Origin of the sequence: Streptomyces sp. NPDC046925, from assembly GCF_040644915.1 — a bacterium.
Taxonomy (GTDB): domain Bacteria; phylum Actinomycetota; class Actinomycetes; order Streptomycetales; family Streptomycetaceae; genus Streptomyces.
In genome coordinates, this window is the sequence record NZ_JBEYWZ010000015.1 from 13,112 (window position 1) to 28,266 (window position 15,155).

14 protein-coding genes are annotated in these 15,155 nt (G+C 70.0%); 7 read left to right on the forward strand and 7 right to left on the reverse strand.

Annotated elements, in window-relative coordinates; all coding sequences use genetic code 11:
* Window positions 1-4 precede the first annotated feature (4 nt).
* The 5 genes from ABZ906_RS38795 (at window position 5) to ABZ906_RS38815 (ending at window position 4,933) form a co-directional block, all read left to right on the forward strand.
* Window positions 5-991, forward strand: a complete 987-nt coding sequence (locus ABZ906_RS38795) for an ABC transporter substrate-binding protein (RefSeq protein WP_361390775.1) — start codon at window positions 5-7, stop codon at window positions 989-991.
* A 152-nt stretch (window positions 992-1,143) separates the two neighbouring features.
* Entirely contained in the window at window positions 1,144-2,145 is a 1,002-nt protein-coding gene (locus ABZ906_RS38800) for an ABC transporter substrate-binding protein (protein ID WP_361390777.1), read from the forward strand.
* The gene (locus ABZ906_RS38805) at window positions 2,145-3,059 is read left to right on the forward strand and encodes an ABC transporter ATP-binding protein (RefSeq protein ID WP_361390779.1); all 915 of its coding nucleotides are present in this window, start codon (window positions 2,145-2,147) and stop codon (window positions 3,057-3,059) included. The genes ABZ906_RS38800 and ABZ906_RS38805 overlap by 1 nt, the downstream gene beginning before the upstream one ends.
* Entirely contained in the window at window positions 3,056-3,901 is an 846-nt protein-coding gene (locus ABZ906_RS38810; protein WP_361390781.1) for an ABC transporter permease, read from the forward strand. Before ABZ906_RS38805 ends, ABZ906_RS38810 begins: the two co-directional genes overlap by 4 nt.
* 69 nt (window positions 3,902-3,970) lie before the next feature.
* Window positions 3,971-4,933: a zinc-binding alcohol dehydrogenase family protein gene (locus ABZ906_RS38815; RefSeq protein WP_361390783.1), complete on the forward strand. Its 963-nt coding sequence runs from the start codon at window positions 3,971-3,973 to the stop codon at window positions 4,931-4,933.
* Window positions 4,934-5,004: 71 nt separating this feature from the next.
* Here ABZ906_RS38815 and ABZ906_RS38820 read toward each other — a convergent pair whose 3' ends face one another.
* Window positions 5,005-6,636: a carboxylesterase family protein gene (locus tag ABZ906_RS38820; RefSeq protein ID WP_361390785.1), complete on the reverse strand. Its 1,632-nt coding sequence runs from the start codon at window positions 6,634-6,636 to the stop codon at window positions 5,005-5,007.
* A 133-nt stretch (window positions 6,637-6,769) separates the two neighbouring features.
* Complete coding sequence (locus ABZ906_RS38825) at window positions 6,770-7,735, reverse strand: LysR family transcriptional regulator (protein WP_361390787.1); 966 nt, start codon at window positions 7,733-7,735, stop codon at window positions 6,770-6,772.
* A 128-nt stretch (window positions 7,736-7,863) separates the two neighbouring features.
* Here ABZ906_RS38825 and ABZ906_RS38830 point away from each other — a divergent pair, with 128 nt between their 5' ends.
* Window positions 7,864-8,973, forward strand: coding sequence for a PrpF domain-containing protein (locus tag ABZ906_RS38830; RefSeq protein ID WP_361390789.1), 1,110 nt, complete (start codon window positions 7,864-7,866; stop codon window positions 8,971-8,973).
* Window positions 8,974-9,015: 42 nt separating this feature from the next.
* The gene (locus ABZ906_RS38835) at window positions 9,016-10,272 is read left to right on the forward strand and encodes an SLC13 family permease (protein ID WP_361390791.1); all 1,257 of its coding nucleotides are present in this window, start codon (window positions 9,016-9,018) and stop codon (window positions 10,270-10,272) included.
* A gap of 92 nt (window positions 10,273-10,364) precedes the next feature.
* Here the strand turns inward: ABZ906_RS38835 and dmpG are convergent, their stop codons facing one another.
* From dmpG to ABZ906_RS38860, 5 genes are all read right to left on the reverse strand, one after another.
* Window positions 10,365-11,378, reverse strand: a complete 1,014-nt coding sequence (dmpG, locus tag ABZ906_RS38840; RefSeq protein ID WP_361390793.1) for a 4-hydroxy-2-oxovalerate aldolase — start codon at window positions 11,376-11,378, stop codon at window positions 10,365-10,367.
* Entirely contained in the window at window positions 11,375-12,322 is a 948-nt protein-coding gene (locus tag ABZ906_RS38845) for an acetaldehyde dehydrogenase (acetylating) (RefSeq protein WP_361390794.1), read from the reverse strand. The genes dmpG and ABZ906_RS38845 overlap by 4 nt, the downstream gene beginning before the upstream one ends.
* Window positions 12,319-13,143, reverse strand: coding sequence for a fumarylacetoacetate hydrolase family protein (locus ABZ906_RS38850; protein WP_361390796.1), 825 nt, complete (start codon window positions 13,141-13,143; stop codon window positions 12,319-12,321). Before ABZ906_RS38850 ends, ABZ906_RS38845 begins: the two co-directional genes overlap by 4 nt.
* 115 nt (window positions 13,144-13,258) lie before the next feature.
* A complete protein-coding gene (locus ABZ906_RS38855) occupies window positions 13,259-14,023 on the reverse strand; it encodes an IclR family transcriptional regulator (protein WP_361390798.1) in 765 nt (254 codons plus the stop codon).
* 100 nt (window positions 14,024-14,123) lie between these two features.
* Window positions 14,124-15,065 carry a LysR substrate-binding domain-containing protein gene (locus ABZ906_RS38860; protein ID WP_361390800.1) on the reverse strand — a complete coding sequence of 314 codons (942 nt, stop codon included), beginning with the start codon at window positions 15,063-15,065 and terminating at the stop codon, window positions 14,124-14,126.
* Window positions 15,066-15,155 lie beyond the last annotated feature (90 nt).

Here is a 15,155-nt window from a genome sequence, read left to right on the forward strand (position 1 = left end):
TCCGATGTCCTGTATCCACCGCACCAGACGGCGCCCGGTGGCCGCCCTGCTCACCCTGCTCGCAGTCCTCTCCGCCACCGCCTGCGGTGCGGGCACCACCGACTCGGAGGGATCCGCGGGCGGCAAGAGCCCGACCGTCCGGATCGCGCTCGGCGTCGACGCGTCGTACGCCCCGCTGTATCTGGCCGCCGAGCGCGGCCTGTTCAAGAAGGCCGGCCTCGACGTGCAGCTGACGAAAGTGGAGGGTGGACCCGCCGCGGCCCAGGCGGTCACGGCCGGTACCGCACAGATGTCGGCCAACGCCGACTCCACCGCGCTGCCGCAGATGGTGAGCAACCCGCGCCTGCGCGCCCTGGGCGTCTTCCAGTCCTCGGGCCGCCTCCTCAAGGTCGTCCTGCGCAAGGGCATCACCTCACCGCGGGACATCAAGACGATGGGCTCGATCCAGGGCATCGGCCTGTACGCCACGCATGAGTACCTGCAGCACCACGGCGTCGAGCCGGACTCCGTGAAGATCCAGCAGAGCTCTCCGCAGGAGATCCCCACCATGCTCCAGCGCGGCGACATCGACGGCTACATCCTCTTCGACCCCTGGGTGACCAAGGGCGTCGAGGCGGGCGGCCACATCGCCGGTTCCACCGGCGACTTCGGTGTCACGTACCGGCAGTGGCTGCTCGCGGACGACAAGTGGCTGAAGGGGCACCAGGATCTCGCCGGGAAGGTGTTCAAGGTGGTCGCGGAGGCCGACCGGCTGGTGACCAAGGATCCGCACGCGGCCGCCCTCGCGGCTCATCAGCAGGCCCAGCTGCCGGTGGCACAGACGCAGAAGGCCGTCGGTGAGATCTCCTTCACGTCCCGCGCACTGACGGCGGCCGATGTCGCCTCCTCGCGCAAGATCGTGGACTTCCTCCTCGCGCAGAAGCTCATCAAGAGCGCACCCGACTACGACACCGTGCTGCTGCGCGGCTGGTACGACCAGCACGCCAAGTGACCGCCTTCCACGAGCCACGTCCGGGCCGTCCCGCTGAGCGGACCGTTGCGCATGCTTCTGCCCTTGGACTGGCAGTAGCGTTCGCCCACTCGCGGGCCCGCACCCCGATTACCTGCCGAAAAGCGCCCCAATCCGAGGTGACCATGCAGACAATGTCCCGCCCGAAAGCCCGCCCGACCAAGCGCATCGCCGGCACCGTCTTCCTCACCGCCGCACTGACCGCGGTGACCGCCTGCGGAACGGGCACCACCGACGCCGGCTCGGGCTCCGGCGGCGGGGCAGGTGGTCCCCATATACGTATCGCAGTGGGTATCGATGCCGGGTACGCGCCGTTCTTCGTGGCCGATGCCGAGGGGTTGTGGGCCAAGCACGGGGTCGACGTCGACCTCGTCCAGTTCGCCAAGGGCGGGGAAGGCGTCGACGCCTTGGGCGCCGGGCAGGTCCAGATGGCGGGGAACTCCGACGCCACCACCATCGGCCTGCTCGGACAGAACCCGGATCTGCGCTCACTCCTCGTGTACGAGGACTCCGGGAAGTACCTCAAGGTCGTCCTGCGACCCGGTGTGAAGTCCCCCGCGAAGATCCGGAAGATGGCCGTGGTCCCGGGCCTGTCCGAGCTGGCCGCCACGCGGTTCCTCGAATCGAAAAACATCAAGCCCGACTCGGTCGAGTTCGTGACGGCCGACCCTGCCGAGATCCCGGCGCTCACCAAGAAGGGCGACGTGGACGCCTACGTCCTGTGGGAGCCGTGGCCGGCCAAGGGGGTGGAGCTGGGCGAGCGGATCCTGGAGACCACGGGCGACTACGGCTTCAGCTACCAGCACTGGCTCCTTTCGACGGCACCCTGGCTCAAGGACAACAAGAGCGTTGCCGTCAAGGTGGCCGCAGCCCTCGCGGAAGCGGCCGAGAAGACAGAGAGCGATCCGCAGGCCGCGGCGAAGGCCACCAAGGACGCCGCGAAGATCCCCGCCGACCAGACCCTGAACGCGGCGAAGGAGATCGACTTCGCCGTCCGCGACTTCACGGCGAAGGACCTCAAGGGCTACGAGAGTACGGCCCAGTTCTACCTGGAAACCGGCAAGGTCAAGGCCCGCCCCGACGTGTCCCGCACCGTCCAGCGCGGCTGGCTCGCCGACAACAAGGAGGGGTCTTGATGACCAAGGCGATCAAGGGCATCGAGAAGGAGACAGTGCCGGGGGAGGGCGCGGTGGCCGCGACGACCGTGACAGCTCCCCGTACGCCCACGGAGCCGACAGCCGGACGCGGAGCGGCGCTGCGCGTCGAGGGCGCGGGCATCTCCTTCGGTGACTTCCGGGCCGTCCAGGGCATCGATCTGGACATCCCGGCCGGGGAGTTTCTCTGTCTCCTCGGACCGAGCGGCTGCGGCAAGTCCACGCTGTTGTCGGCGATGGCGGGATTCATCCAGGTCAGCGAGGGGACTCTCACCGCGGACGGCGTGCCCGTCCGCGGCCCCGGCCCGGACCTCGGCATGGTGTTCCAGAGCAGCGAGGCCCTCTTCGACTGGATGACGGTGCAGCAGAACGTCACCTTCGGGCCTCGCATGCGCGGCTTGTCCCGCGCCGAGCAGAACCGGGTGGCCGACGAGTACCTCGGCCTGGTCGGCCTGCGCCACTGCGCGGACCGCTACCCCGGCCAGCTCAGCGGCGGCATGCGCCAGCGCGTCCAGATCGCCCGGGTCCTCGCCAACGAACCGGGCGTCGTCCTCATGGACGAGCCCTTCGGCGCGCTCGACGCGCAGACCCGGCAGGTGTTGCAGCAGGAGACGGCCCGCATCTGGAGCGCGTCCGGCTGCACCGTCGTCTTCGTGACGCACGACATCGACGAGGCGATCCTCCTCGCCGACCGGGTCGCCGTGATGACGGCGGGCCCCGCTGCCTCGATCAAGTCCCTGTACACGGTCGACCTGCCGCGCCCCCGCGACGAGTCCGACCCCGCCGCCCTGCGCCTGCGCAGCCGGCTGCGCGAGGACATCGGAGAAGAGGTTCGCAAGGCCATGCGCGATCAAGGACTCGACGACCAGCTCGACCGAGAGGCGAAAGGCGCATGACGATCACCACGACCGAGGCCCCGACCCCGACCCCGACCCCGGCCCGCACCCGCACCCGCCCGCGCCGCACCAACGGGAAGGGCGGCGGACAAGCGCTGCGTACCGTCGGCCTCTATGCCGTCGCCATCCTCATCGGCCTGGGTGTCTGGCAGCTCCTGGCCATGAAGTACGGCCCGTCCCTGGTCGCCTCGCCGAGCCAGACCCTGTCGGCCGCCCGCGAACTGGCGTCCGACGGCACGCTGGGCAACTCGGTCATCGCCTCAAGCCGCCGCATTCTGATCGGCTGGGGCCTGGGCGTCGTGGTCGGCGCCCCGCTCGGCCTGCTCATCGGGCAGATCAGGATCGTCCGCCTGCTCCTGGAGCCGTACACCGAGTTCTTCCGCTTCATCCCGCCGGTCGCGTTCGTGACCCTGGCGGTGGTGTGGCTGGGCATCGGTGAGAGTTCGAAGGTGGTCCTGATCTTCTACACGGCCGTCTTCATCGTCACGCTCAACACCAGCGCGGGTGTGATGGCCGTCAACGAGTCCAAGCTGCGGGCCGCGGCCAGCCTCGGAGCCGGCCGCCGCCAGATCCTCCAGCGCGTCGTGCTGCCGTCCACCGTCCCGTACATCCTCACGGGCGCCCGCCTCGCCATGGGCAACAGCTTTCTGACGATCGTCTCCGCCGAGATCGTCGCTGCCCAGGTGGGTCTCGGCTCCCTGATCTGGACCTCCCGCAACTACGGCCGCATCGACTGGGTCTTCGTCGGCATCATCACCCTCGGCATTTTGGGCCTCGTCTACGACCGGATCCTGCGCGTCATCGCGATGCGTGTACTGCACAAGTATGGAGCTAAGGTGTAAACGGGGGCCGTAACGATCTTACGGGGGGAAGCGCCGTGACCAACGGGGGATGAATGGAGAACGCAGCACATGAGCATCACCTCGTCCACATCGCGCGCCCTGTTCCTTGAGGAGTTCGGCACTCTCCCGAAGCTCAAGGAACGCCCCTTGCCCGAGCCGCGCCCCGGGCAGACCCTCGTCCGGGTGGCGGCGGCCACCGCCGCCCATCTGGACCTCAACATCCTCGACGGACAGTTCGGCATCCTGCCCGAGCTGCCGTTCATCCCCGGCACCCAGGGCAGCGGCTATGTCGTCGCCTCGGACACCCACCCCGAGGGTGCCCTGGTGCGGCTGCGCGGTGAGGGGCTCGGCCTGAGCCGTGACGGCGCCTGGGCCGAGCACGCGCTCGTGCCGGACACCGCCGCGGAGACCATGCCCGAGGGCACCGACCCGGCTCTGGCCTGCATCTACTTCTCCCCGGTCGGCACTGCCTGGGCGACCGTCCACCCGATCGCCCAGGTGCGGCCGGGGGAGCGGGTCCTTGTCACCGGCGCGTCCGGCGCGGTCGGCGCCATGGCCGTGCAGCTCGCGGCGCGCGCCGGCGCGGAGGTGGTCGGCGTGGTCAGCCGGCCGGCGAAGCTGCCGCACGTACCCGGCGTCGCCAAGGCACTGCTCGCCTCCGACCTCTCCGAGGACGCGATCGGCGGCAAGGTCGACGTCCTGATCGACTCGGTCGGCGGCCAGATCCTGCAGAGCGCCCTCACCCTGGTCCGCCCGCGCGGCCGGGCCGCGCTCCTCGGCTACACGGCCGGCCGCGAACTCACCCTGGACCTCGCGGACTTCTTCCTCGCCGACGTCTCCCTCCTCCCCGTGAACATGATGAGCCGCGGCCCGGAGGTCGCCCCCGAGGTGTTGCACCTGCTGCCGGACCTGTCCTCCGGCGCGCTGACGCTGCCGTACGAGAGCTACGGGATGGACGCGCTCGGCGAGGCGGTGGAGCGGCTGCGCTCGGGCACGGCGGTGGGCAAGATCGTGCTCGACATGGAGCACTGACCCAGGGCGTTTTCCCCGCGAAGACCCAAAGGGCCCCCTCCCACAGGAGGGGGCCCTTCGCGCTTGCCGGGTCAGGACGGGGAAACACCTGCCTGCGCGGCGAGTTGGTCCGGGTCGACGGGAAGCCAGTCGTACTCGACGGAGTTCCAGAAGGCGCACTGGCGGCGCGCCTCGTACACGCCGGTCTTCAGCGCCCGGCTCTCACCGCCCGGCAGCAGGGACATGAACTTCCCCGCCCGGTACGACGGCCAGGCGGCGATCCCCGAGGTGGCGGGGTCCCCGTGCTTCACGAACGAGCCCCAGTAGCGCACCATCCCACCGGACAGCTGCTGCTGCTCGGGAGTCAGCAGCTTCGATCTGTCCGAGGGCATCAGGTACGGCAGCTCACTGCCGTGCGAGGCACCCGCGTCGAAGTCGGACGCCGGGCGGCCGGTGGGCGGATGCGGGTCGTTGAACTCGTAGTAGTACGTGTGCGGTTGCCGCTTCGAGTACTGGGCCGTGAGTTCCTGGTACTGACAGCCCCCGAGTCCGTAGAAGGCGCTGCTGTCGCCCCACAGGGCGCCGAAGGCGTACGCCCCGGTGTACGAGTCACCGTAGGCGCTGAACGGATAGCGTGCGAGGACGGCTTCGGCCTCGTCCCCGAACTCGATCCGGACCGCCTTCTCGTACTGGCCCTTCGTCGCGTTCGCGAACGGCCCCGCCCACCCGCGCATTTCGTCACGCGTGTGGCCGACGAGGAGGGGAACGTTCGCGGTCCGTCCGGTGTGTACGGCCTTGAGCGGAGCGACGGGCAGTTCGGGAACCCCGGACGTGGGCAGCGGGCCGGTCACGAGGCCGCCGATGAAGTTCGCGGCCGCGGCCTGCAGTTCACTGGCGGGCTTGGCCCGTAGACAGGCCGGATCGGCCGAGTAGGCGGAGCAGCCGGCGGCCGTCGCGTACTTCTTTCCGCGGGCGACGGCCTGATCGACCGTGTGGCTCGGGCACCCGCCGCTCTGGATGATCGCGCCGGAGAAGAGACCACGTGCCGATGGCGATGCCAACTGCGCACACACGGAATGGCCGCCGGCCGACAGTCCACCGATCGTCACCCGGCTCGCGTCCCCGCCGAATGCTCCGATGTTGCGCTGGGTCCAGCGCAGCGCGGCCTGCTGGTCGAGCAGACCGTAGTTGCCCGCGCCCCGCTTGCTCAGCCCGGGCAGGTCGAGGAAGCCGAACACGCCGAGGCGGTAATTGATGGTGACGACCACGACGTTGTTGGTCCTGGCGATCAACGAGCCGTCCTGCGTGTCCCCCGAACCGGAGGAGAAGCCGCCGCCGTGGATCCAGAACATCACCGGCAGCGGGCGGCCCGTCCGGTTGGCGGGGGTGTAGACGTTCAGGTACAGGCAGTCCTCGCTCATCCCCGGGCTCGTGCTGCTCCCGTTCTGCAGACAGCGGGAGCCGGGGGAGGTGGCCGACCGGGTGCCCGTCCACGCAGCGGCGGGCGCCGGCGGCTGCCAGCGTCCGGTACCGACGGGCGGAGCCGCATACGGGACGCCGAGGTAACGGTCGACCTCGTCCGTCGAGGATCCCGCGACCGAACCCTTGTCGGTGCGGACGATCAACGAGCGCGAGGCGGCTGATGCGGGTGCAGCCGATAGGAGGGACAGCAGGACAAGGAGGCTCGCCAGGCAGGCAAGTCTCTGTCGGACAGTGGATCGCACTGATTCTCCTGAGAGTCGGAGCGATGGGCGCGTCATGCTCCGACGCGTGCGGCAGATGTGCCACGTCTGCGTTCCGCTGGGCGGACCGGTGTATCCTCAACTGTCCTCATTGCACGCCGAGTTGAGTGAGACGTCACCGCTTTCGTACGGCTCCCAGCTGGGGGCGGTCCAGGCCCGGGTCGGTGAAACCGCGCGCGACGGCGTGCAGGACGCGGGCCATCGCCTGGGCCGCGGGCGTGGCGGCGCGCTGGGCCGGTGTGGCCAGGAGAATGCGCCGGACCGGCAGAGCGGCGTCGGACGGCTGGTCTTGGGACAGGGAGAGAAGACGTACGTCACTGCGCCGGTTGGTCAGGGCCAGCCGGGGCGCTAGCGCCAGGCCGAGTCCGGCGGCGACCATGGCCTGCGCTTCCTGGTAGTCGTGGGAGGCATAGGCGATACGCGGTTCGAAGCCCGCCTGACGGCAGGATCGCCGGAGCACGTCCGCGACCGGGTGATTCTCGGCGCGGATGATCCACTCCTGGTCCGCGAGATCGGACAGCCGCACGTGATCGGAGGCGACCAGCGGAGAGCTGGTCGGCACGACCAGGACCGTGGGGTCCTCCAAGAGCGGCGTGAGGGCCAGCTGGCCGTCGTCGACGCGGTTCCAGTCGTATTCCCACAGCAGTGACAGCTCCACCTCGCCGATGTGCAGCATCTCCCGCAGCTGGGCCAGTACTCCGGCTCGCACGACCGTGCGCACCTGCGGGTGGGCCCGGCGGAAACGGGTCAGGGCGAGCGGAAGCAGGGAGGCGCTGGCCGTCGGGAAGGAGCCGAGGGCCACCACCCCACGGTCCAGATGACCGAACGCCTCCAAGTCGGCTTCCGCCGCCTGGAGTTCGCGGCGCACGGCACGCCCCCGCTCGGCGAGAGCGGCGCCCGCGGCAGTGGTGCGCACGCCGCGCGGTAGCCGCTCGATCAGTGGCTGCCCGGCTTCACGCTCGAACAGGGACATCTGCTGGGAAGCGGCGGACGTGGTCATGGACAGCGCCTCGGCGGCAGCGGTGAGCGAGCCGCGCTCGGCGACCTCGGCGAGCAACAGGAGTCGGCGGACATTGAGCATGAGACGACTTTAGAACAGCTAAACCCTCATCAATAAAGGAGACATTGTGCTGAAGCCGAAAGCTCTGCGAGAGTCTGCGCGACGCGGCGGCCCCCGCACCCGTCGCGCTGAGAGAAAGATGCTCTGACATGCACCTTCCCGCAACACTTGTGCGCGGCGGAACCAGTAAGTGCTGGCTCTTCCCGCAGGTGCACATGCCCGCCGACCGCGACCGGATCGAGCGCGTCCTCGTCGATGCCTACGGCGCGGCGGACCCGGTTCAGCTCGATGGCGTCGGCGGAGCCACGCCGACCACGTCCAAGGCGGCCGTGGTCGGCGCGAGTGCCCACGACGGCATCGACATCGACTACCTCTTCGCCCAGGTCGGCATCGGCACCGGCACGGTCGAGTGGGGCAGCAACTGCGGCAATTGCGCGACGGCCATCGCCCTGTACGCCGTGACCGAGGGCCTGGTGCCGCTCCGGGGCGACCGCACCCCCGTGGTCATGCGCAACACCAATACGGGCGCCGTCCTCGAAGCCGAGGTGGACACCCCGGGCGGCCGGGCCCAGGAGTTCGGCGACCGCACGGTCCCGGGCACGCTGGCCGGAGGTGTGCCGGTGGGTCTGGCCTTCCGTCACCCCTCGGGCGCCGCGACGGGCCGCCTCCTGCCGACCGGCTCGCCGGTCGACGAACTGCCCCTCGGCGAGGAGTCGTTGGCCGCGAGCATGGTGGACGCCGGCGCCCCGGTTGTCCTGGTGGACGCGCTGCGGGCCGAGCGGACCGGAGCCGAGACACTGGAGCAGATGCGCACGGAGGTGCCCTGGCTCCGTGCGGCCCGCCACGCCGCCGCGGTCCGCATGGGCCTGGCCGAGCCCGGGGCCGTGCCCGGTGACGCGGTGCCCAAGGTCGGCCTCGTCGGCCCTCCCGTCGCCTACACCACCACTCTCGGCGAGCACGTGGCCGCGCACGCGTACGACGTGTCCGTGCGGATGCTGTCGATGACCTCCCCGCACCCGTCCATCGGCCTCACCTCCGCGGTCGCCGTGGCCGCCGCCAACCTCGTCGAGCACACCGTGGTGGCCGAGGCGTCCACCGCCGCCGGCCGCGGCATCCTGCGCATCGGCACCCCGGCGGGTGTGCTGGCCGTGGAGGCAGCGGGCACCGGACCGGACCGGGTCACCGTCGCCCGGGCGGCACGCGTCCTGTGCCAGGCCCGCATTCTCGTACGCGATCCCGCCCTCCCGGCTGCCGCCTGATCCCCGCCCCCGCCCCGCCCCCGCAGGACAAAGAGGACAATGATGTCTCCTGAGTTGGTTTCCGTCGGCGCGCTGCTCGTCATGTTCGTCGTCGGCACCGTCCTGCCGATCAATATCGGCATCCTGGCCTTCGTCGCTTCGTTCGCGATCGGTACGACCGCACTGAACCTGACGGAGGACCAGATATTCGAGGGCTTCCCCGTGGAGCTCTTCCTCACCATCGTCGGCGTCACCTACCTGTTCGCCGTGGCCCGCCGCAACGGCACGGTCGATCTCCTGGTCGCCGCCGGAGTGCGCCTGGTGAGGGGGCGCACCTCCCTGATCCCGTGGGTGCTCTTCCTCCTCGCCGGCGTGCTGACATCGCTGGGCACCTTCACCCCCGCCGCCGTGGCGATCCTGGTGCCCATCGCGATGAACTTCGCCTTCCGGCACGACATCAACCCGCTCATGACCGGAATGATGGTGATCAGCGGCGCCCACGCGGGGGCCTTCTCTCCCATGGCCGTCTCGGGAGCGCTGGTGCTCGGCATGGTCGACGACACCGAACTCTCCGTCGCGCCCGCGACCCTCTTCCTCGCCAGCTTCGCCGTCAATCTCCTGTTGTCCCTGCTGACCTTCGCTGCCCTGCGGCGCCGCACGATGACGCCGGACCCGGCCGCACCGGCTCAGCACGAGACGGCGGACGGCGACACGGCCGAGCGGCGATCCACCTGGCACCAGTGGGCCACGCTCGCAGCCCTCGCGGTCCTCGTGGTGTGTGCCCTCGGCTTCCGGATGCAGATCGGTGTCCTCGCCCTGGCCGCCGGGGCGCTCCTGGCGCTCCTCGACATGAAGCGCCAGGAGAAGGCGGTGGACGGCATCAGCTGGCACACCCTGCTCCTCGTCGGCGGCATGATGACCTACATCGCGATGCTGGAGCACGCCGGGATCATCGAGAACATCTCCGAGCACGCGGCCGGCTTCGGGACCCCGCTCGTCGTGGCCCTCCTGCTCTGCTTCACGGTCGCCGTCACCTCCGCCTTCGCCTCCTCGACCGCGATCCTCACCGCGATCATCCCCATCGCCGTGCCGCTGCTGCTGTCCAGTCACCTCAGCTCGACCGGTCTGATCGCCGCGCTCGCCGTCTCCACCACGATCGTCGACGTCTCACCGTTCTCCACCAACGGAGCGCTGGTGCTGAGCAACGCACGGGGAGTGGAGCGGCGCGGCTTCTACCGCCAGGTCCTCGGCTACACCTGCGGCATCGTCGCGGCGGGGCCCGTGGTGGCCTGGGGCGCCCTGGTCCTGCCCTGGTCCTGACATCGGCGATCGGCCGACGGGACGTGACGAAGGCCTGCGTCGCGGCGGGCTGGGCAGGGACCAGCCCGCCCAGCCCTTTGTCGGACGGGTTGTCAGCTCGCCTGTGCGAGCCCCAGCGCCACGTCGACGATCATGTCCTCCTGGCCGCCGACGAGGCCGCGCTTGCCTACCTCGACGAGGATCGTGCGGACGTCGAGGCCGTAGCGCTCGGCCGCCGCTTCCGCGTGCCGCAGGAACGAGCCGTAGACCCCGGCGTAGCCGAGCGTGAGCGTCTCGCGGTCGACACGGACCGGCCGGTCCTGCAACGGGCGCACGAGATCCTCGGCCGCGTCCTGGAGCGCGAAGAGATCGCAGCCGTGCTTCCAGTCGTTGAGGTCGGCGACCGCGATGAACGGCTCGATGGGGCAGTTGCCCGCGCCCGCGCCCTGACCGGCGAGGGAGGCGTCCACGCGGGTCACGCCCTCCTCGACCGCGATCATGGAGTTGGCGACCGAGAGGGAGAGGTTCTCGTGGGCGTGGATGCCGATCTCGGTGGCCGGGTCCAGCACGTCGCGGTAGGCGCGCATCCGCTCGCGCACACCGTCCATCATCAGCCGGCCGCCGGAGTCGGTGACGTAGACGCAGTGGGCGCCGTACGACTCCATGAGCTTGGCCTGCCCGGCGAGCGTCTTGGCGTCGGCCATGTGGCTCATCATCAGGAAGCCGGACACGTCCATGCCCAACTCGCGTGCGGTGGCGATGTGCTGGGCCGAGACGTCGGCCTCGGTGCAGTGGGTGGCGACCCGTACCGAGCGCACTCCGAGCGCGTACGCCTGCTTGAGTTCCTCGATGGTGCCGATGCCGGGCAGCAGGAGAGTGGTGAGGCGGGCGTTCTCGATGTGAGCGGCGGCCGCCTCGATCCACTCCCAGTCGGTGTGGCTGCCGGGGCCGTAGTTGAGCGAGCCGCCGGCGAGGCCGTCGCCGTGGGACACCTCGATGCCGTCGACACCGGCTGCGTCGAGCGCGGCCACGATCTTCCCGACCTGCTCGGGCTCGATGCGGTGCCGGATGGCGTGCATGCCGTCCCGCAGGGTGACGTCCTGGATGAACAGCTTGTCGACGGTCATGCGTCGGCTCCCTGGAGTTCGGTGGCGCGGGCGGCCATGGCCTCAGCCATCCGCAGGGCCGCGCTGGTCATGATGTCGAGGTTCCCGGCGTAGGCGGGGAGATAGTGGGCTGCGCCCTCGACCTCCAGGAACACGGACACCTGGTGGGTGGCCGCGGCCCTGGTGAGGGTGTGCACCGGCTGGTCCGCGGGGACGGGGGTGATCTGCACCTGCTGCTTGAGTCGGTAGCCCGGCACGTACGCCGAGACCTCGTCGACCCGCCGCGCGACCGCTGTACGGATCGCTTCGTGGGCCGCCTCGTCGGGCGCGTCCACGAGCGCGAGCACGGTGTCGCGCATGATCAGCGGCGGCTCGGCCGGGTTGAGGATGATGACGGCCTTGCCGCGCTCGGCGCCGCCGACCGTCTCGATGGCGTGGCTGGTCGTCTCGGTGAACTCGTCGATGTTGGCGCGGGTGCCGGGGCCGGCGCTCTTCGAGGCGATCGAGGCGACGATCTCCGCGTACGGGACGGGCGCCACCGAGGAGATCGCGGCGACGATCGGAATGGTGGCCTGCCCGCCGCACGTCACCATGTTGACGTTGTCCGCGCCGACGTGGCCGTCGAGGTTGACCGCGGGGATCACCATCGGGCCGATGGCGGCGGGGGTCAGGTCGATGAGCTGCTTGCCGTACGGGGCGAGCGCGTGGGCGTTGGCCATGTGCGCCTTCGCGGACGTGGCGTCGAAGACGATCTTGATGTCCTCGAAGCCGTCCATCGCGATCAGGCCCTGGACGCCCTCGGCGGTCACGGGGACCCCGAGCCGCTTGGCGCGGGCGAGCCCGTCGGAGGCGGGGTCGATGCCGACCATCGCACCCATCTCCAGGGTGTCCGACAGACGGAGCACCTTGATCATCAGGTCGGTGCCGATGTTGCCCGAGCCGATGACGGCAACCTTGGTCTTCATGCGGAGGCTCCTTCGTCGGAGGCGGTGTGGAAGCGGACGGATACGGAGCCGAGTCCGCTGATGTCTGCCGTGAACGCGTCTCCGGCCGTGGCGGGCACCATCGGGCCGAGCGCGCCGGACAGGACGACTTGGCCCGCGCGCAGGGGGTCGCCGACGTCGCGGGCGGTGCGGGCGAGCCAGGCCAGGGCGGTCAGCGGATCGCCCAGACAGGCCGCCCCGTTACCCGTGGAGACGGTTTCCCCACTCCGCTCGAGGGTCATGGCGGCCTCCTCCGGCTCGAAGTCGGTGAGCGGCTTGGCCGGGGTGCCGAGGACGTAGAGCGCGGAGGAGCCGTTGTCGGCGACGGTGTCGCCGAAGGTGATGTCCCAGTCGGCGATCCGGCTGTCCACGATCTCCAGGGCGGGGACTGCATGCGCCACCGCGGCCCGGATCTGCGTGGCGTCGAGCGCTCCCTCGGTGAGGTCGGCGCCCAGGACGAACGCGATCTCCGCCTCGACCTTCGGCTGCAACAGCTCGCCGAGCGGTACGGACGCGCCGTCCGCGACGCTCATGTCCGCGAACAGCACCCCGAAGTCCGGCTGGTCCACGCCCAGTTGCTTCTGCACGGCGGGGGAGGTGAGGCCGATCTTGCGGCCGGTGATATTGCCGCCCGCTGCGAGGCGGCGGGCAGTCAGCAGCTCTTGGACGGCGTAGGCCGCCTTCACGTCGTCGCTGCCGATCAGGTCGCGGACCGGGGGACAGGGAACACGGTCGGCGGTGGCACGCAGCAGGCGCTCGGCCGCCTGCGCCACGGCGTGGTCGCCGGGAGAGAACTCGTTCATGCCCACAGCTTGGACACGGGGGTCGTCCCACACCCAGCAATGAGTTCCGCCTCGCGGAACTCGACCGCCGAAGAGGGGGCACGTGGCCGCCGAACAGGGGGCAAGCGGCAGTCGGTCAGTGGTTGCGCAGCTCCGCCCGGCGGCCGAGCGTCGCGGAGATCCCTGCCGCTGCGGCCCGCACACTGGTGGCGTGCCGGGCGGGCTGGAACCGGTGCACCGGGCCCGTCACACTGACCGCCGCCACGATCTCGTCCGACGGTCCGAAGATCCCGGCGGCCACGCAGACGATGCCGACCGCCGACTCCTCGTACTCGAAGGCCACCCCCTTGTCGGCGACGTCGGACAGCTGGCGCGTCAGCACGTCGACGTTGGTGATCGTCCGGGGCGCCTTGCGCTCCAGGGGCCCGCGCAGCGCGGCCTCCCGCACGTCGGCCGGGGCGTGGCTCAGCAGCACCTTCCCGATGGCCGTCGCGTGCAGAGGCATGCGCCCGCCGAGGCGCGAGGGGGAGTGGGCCTGTTGGTGGCCGCCCATCTTGGCGACGTAGACGACCTCCGTTCCCTCGCGGGTGCCGAGGTGGACGAGTTCGTGCGTGCGCACGTACAGGTCCTCGAGAAACGGCGTGGCCACTTCGAGCAGCCCGCGCTCGACAGACGCGCGCATCCCCAGCTCGAAGACGAGTCCCGACAGGCGGTAGCGCTCCTCGACACGGTCCAGGAGCCGTGCCGCCACGAGGTCGCCGAGCACCCGGTGCAAGGTGCTCTTCGCGAACCCCGTACGTCGCCGCAGTTCGGTGAAGTCCAGGGTGGTGTCCTCGACGGTGAATGCCTGCAGCACGGCGAGGGCTTTGCTCAGGACGCCGCTCGGCGCGTCGTTGCTCAAGGGGGTCTTCTTTCCGGGGCAGCGCAGCGTTCCGACTGTACGGGACCATGAGGGGTGTGGACCTGAGGCGGAGGCCTTGAACGGATTGCTCCTCTCATCGTCAGGATTCCAGCAGCACGGGGTCGGTCTCCCGGGCGACCGCGACGATCTCCTTGATCAGGAGCCTGGTACTCGCGGACGGCTGCCGGTCGGCGAGCGTGGTGATCCCGATCTCGCGCGGCACGGTGTCGAGCCCCAAGGGCAGCAAGGCGAGCAGCGGATCCCGTGCGCCGATCAGCATGGGCAGGGGAGCGACGGCGTCCGTCTCCAGCAGGACCGTCCTCAGCGTGAGGATCGTCGAACACTCGATGATGTTCGAGGGGAGAGGCAGGCCCCGGCGGTCGAAGAGTTCGTCGATCTCCTGGCGCAGCTGGCTGTTGCGGCCCGGCAGGATCCACGGCAGATCCATCAGGTCCTCGATGCCGCTGGTGGGTGCGGAGAGGCAGGGATGCTCATGCCGGACGACGAGGCGAACCGGTTCCTCGTAGAGCCGTACGTGACGCAGCGTGGCGCGCAGGCTCGACGGCTGGAGTCGGCCGACCAGGACGTCCACTTCGCCTCGGGAGAGTTGCAGGCCGAGTTCCTCGGGCATCGCCTCGACGACCGAGACGGTGAGATGCGGGTGGGCTTTTTTGAGCCGGATCAGGGTCTGCGGCAGCAGGGAGTGCGCGCCGGCGAGAATCGTTCCGACGCGTACGGGCTCCATGCCCAGACGCTGGAGCTCGTGGATACGTCCGGCCGCGGCTTGCACATTGCCGACGACCGCGCGGGCGTGCTCGATGAGGATCTCGCCGTACTGGGTCGGGCGGACGCCGCGCGGGCCCCTGGCGAAGAGTTCGACCCCGATGATCGTCTCGATCTCCTGCAGGCTCCGGGTCACGACCGGTTGGGTGACGTGCATCGCCTTGGCGGCACCGACCAGGGTGCCCTCATCGGCTACGACGGTGACGAGAACAAGGTGGCGCAGTTTCAGCCGACCGTCCAGAAAGTGATCCACGTTCATGCCTCGACATCTCTCCGTAACATGGCGTTGGTCTTCGGTATAGCCAAACACGCATAACGCCGACCGGAGAAGCATTAGTCAAGGCCGAAT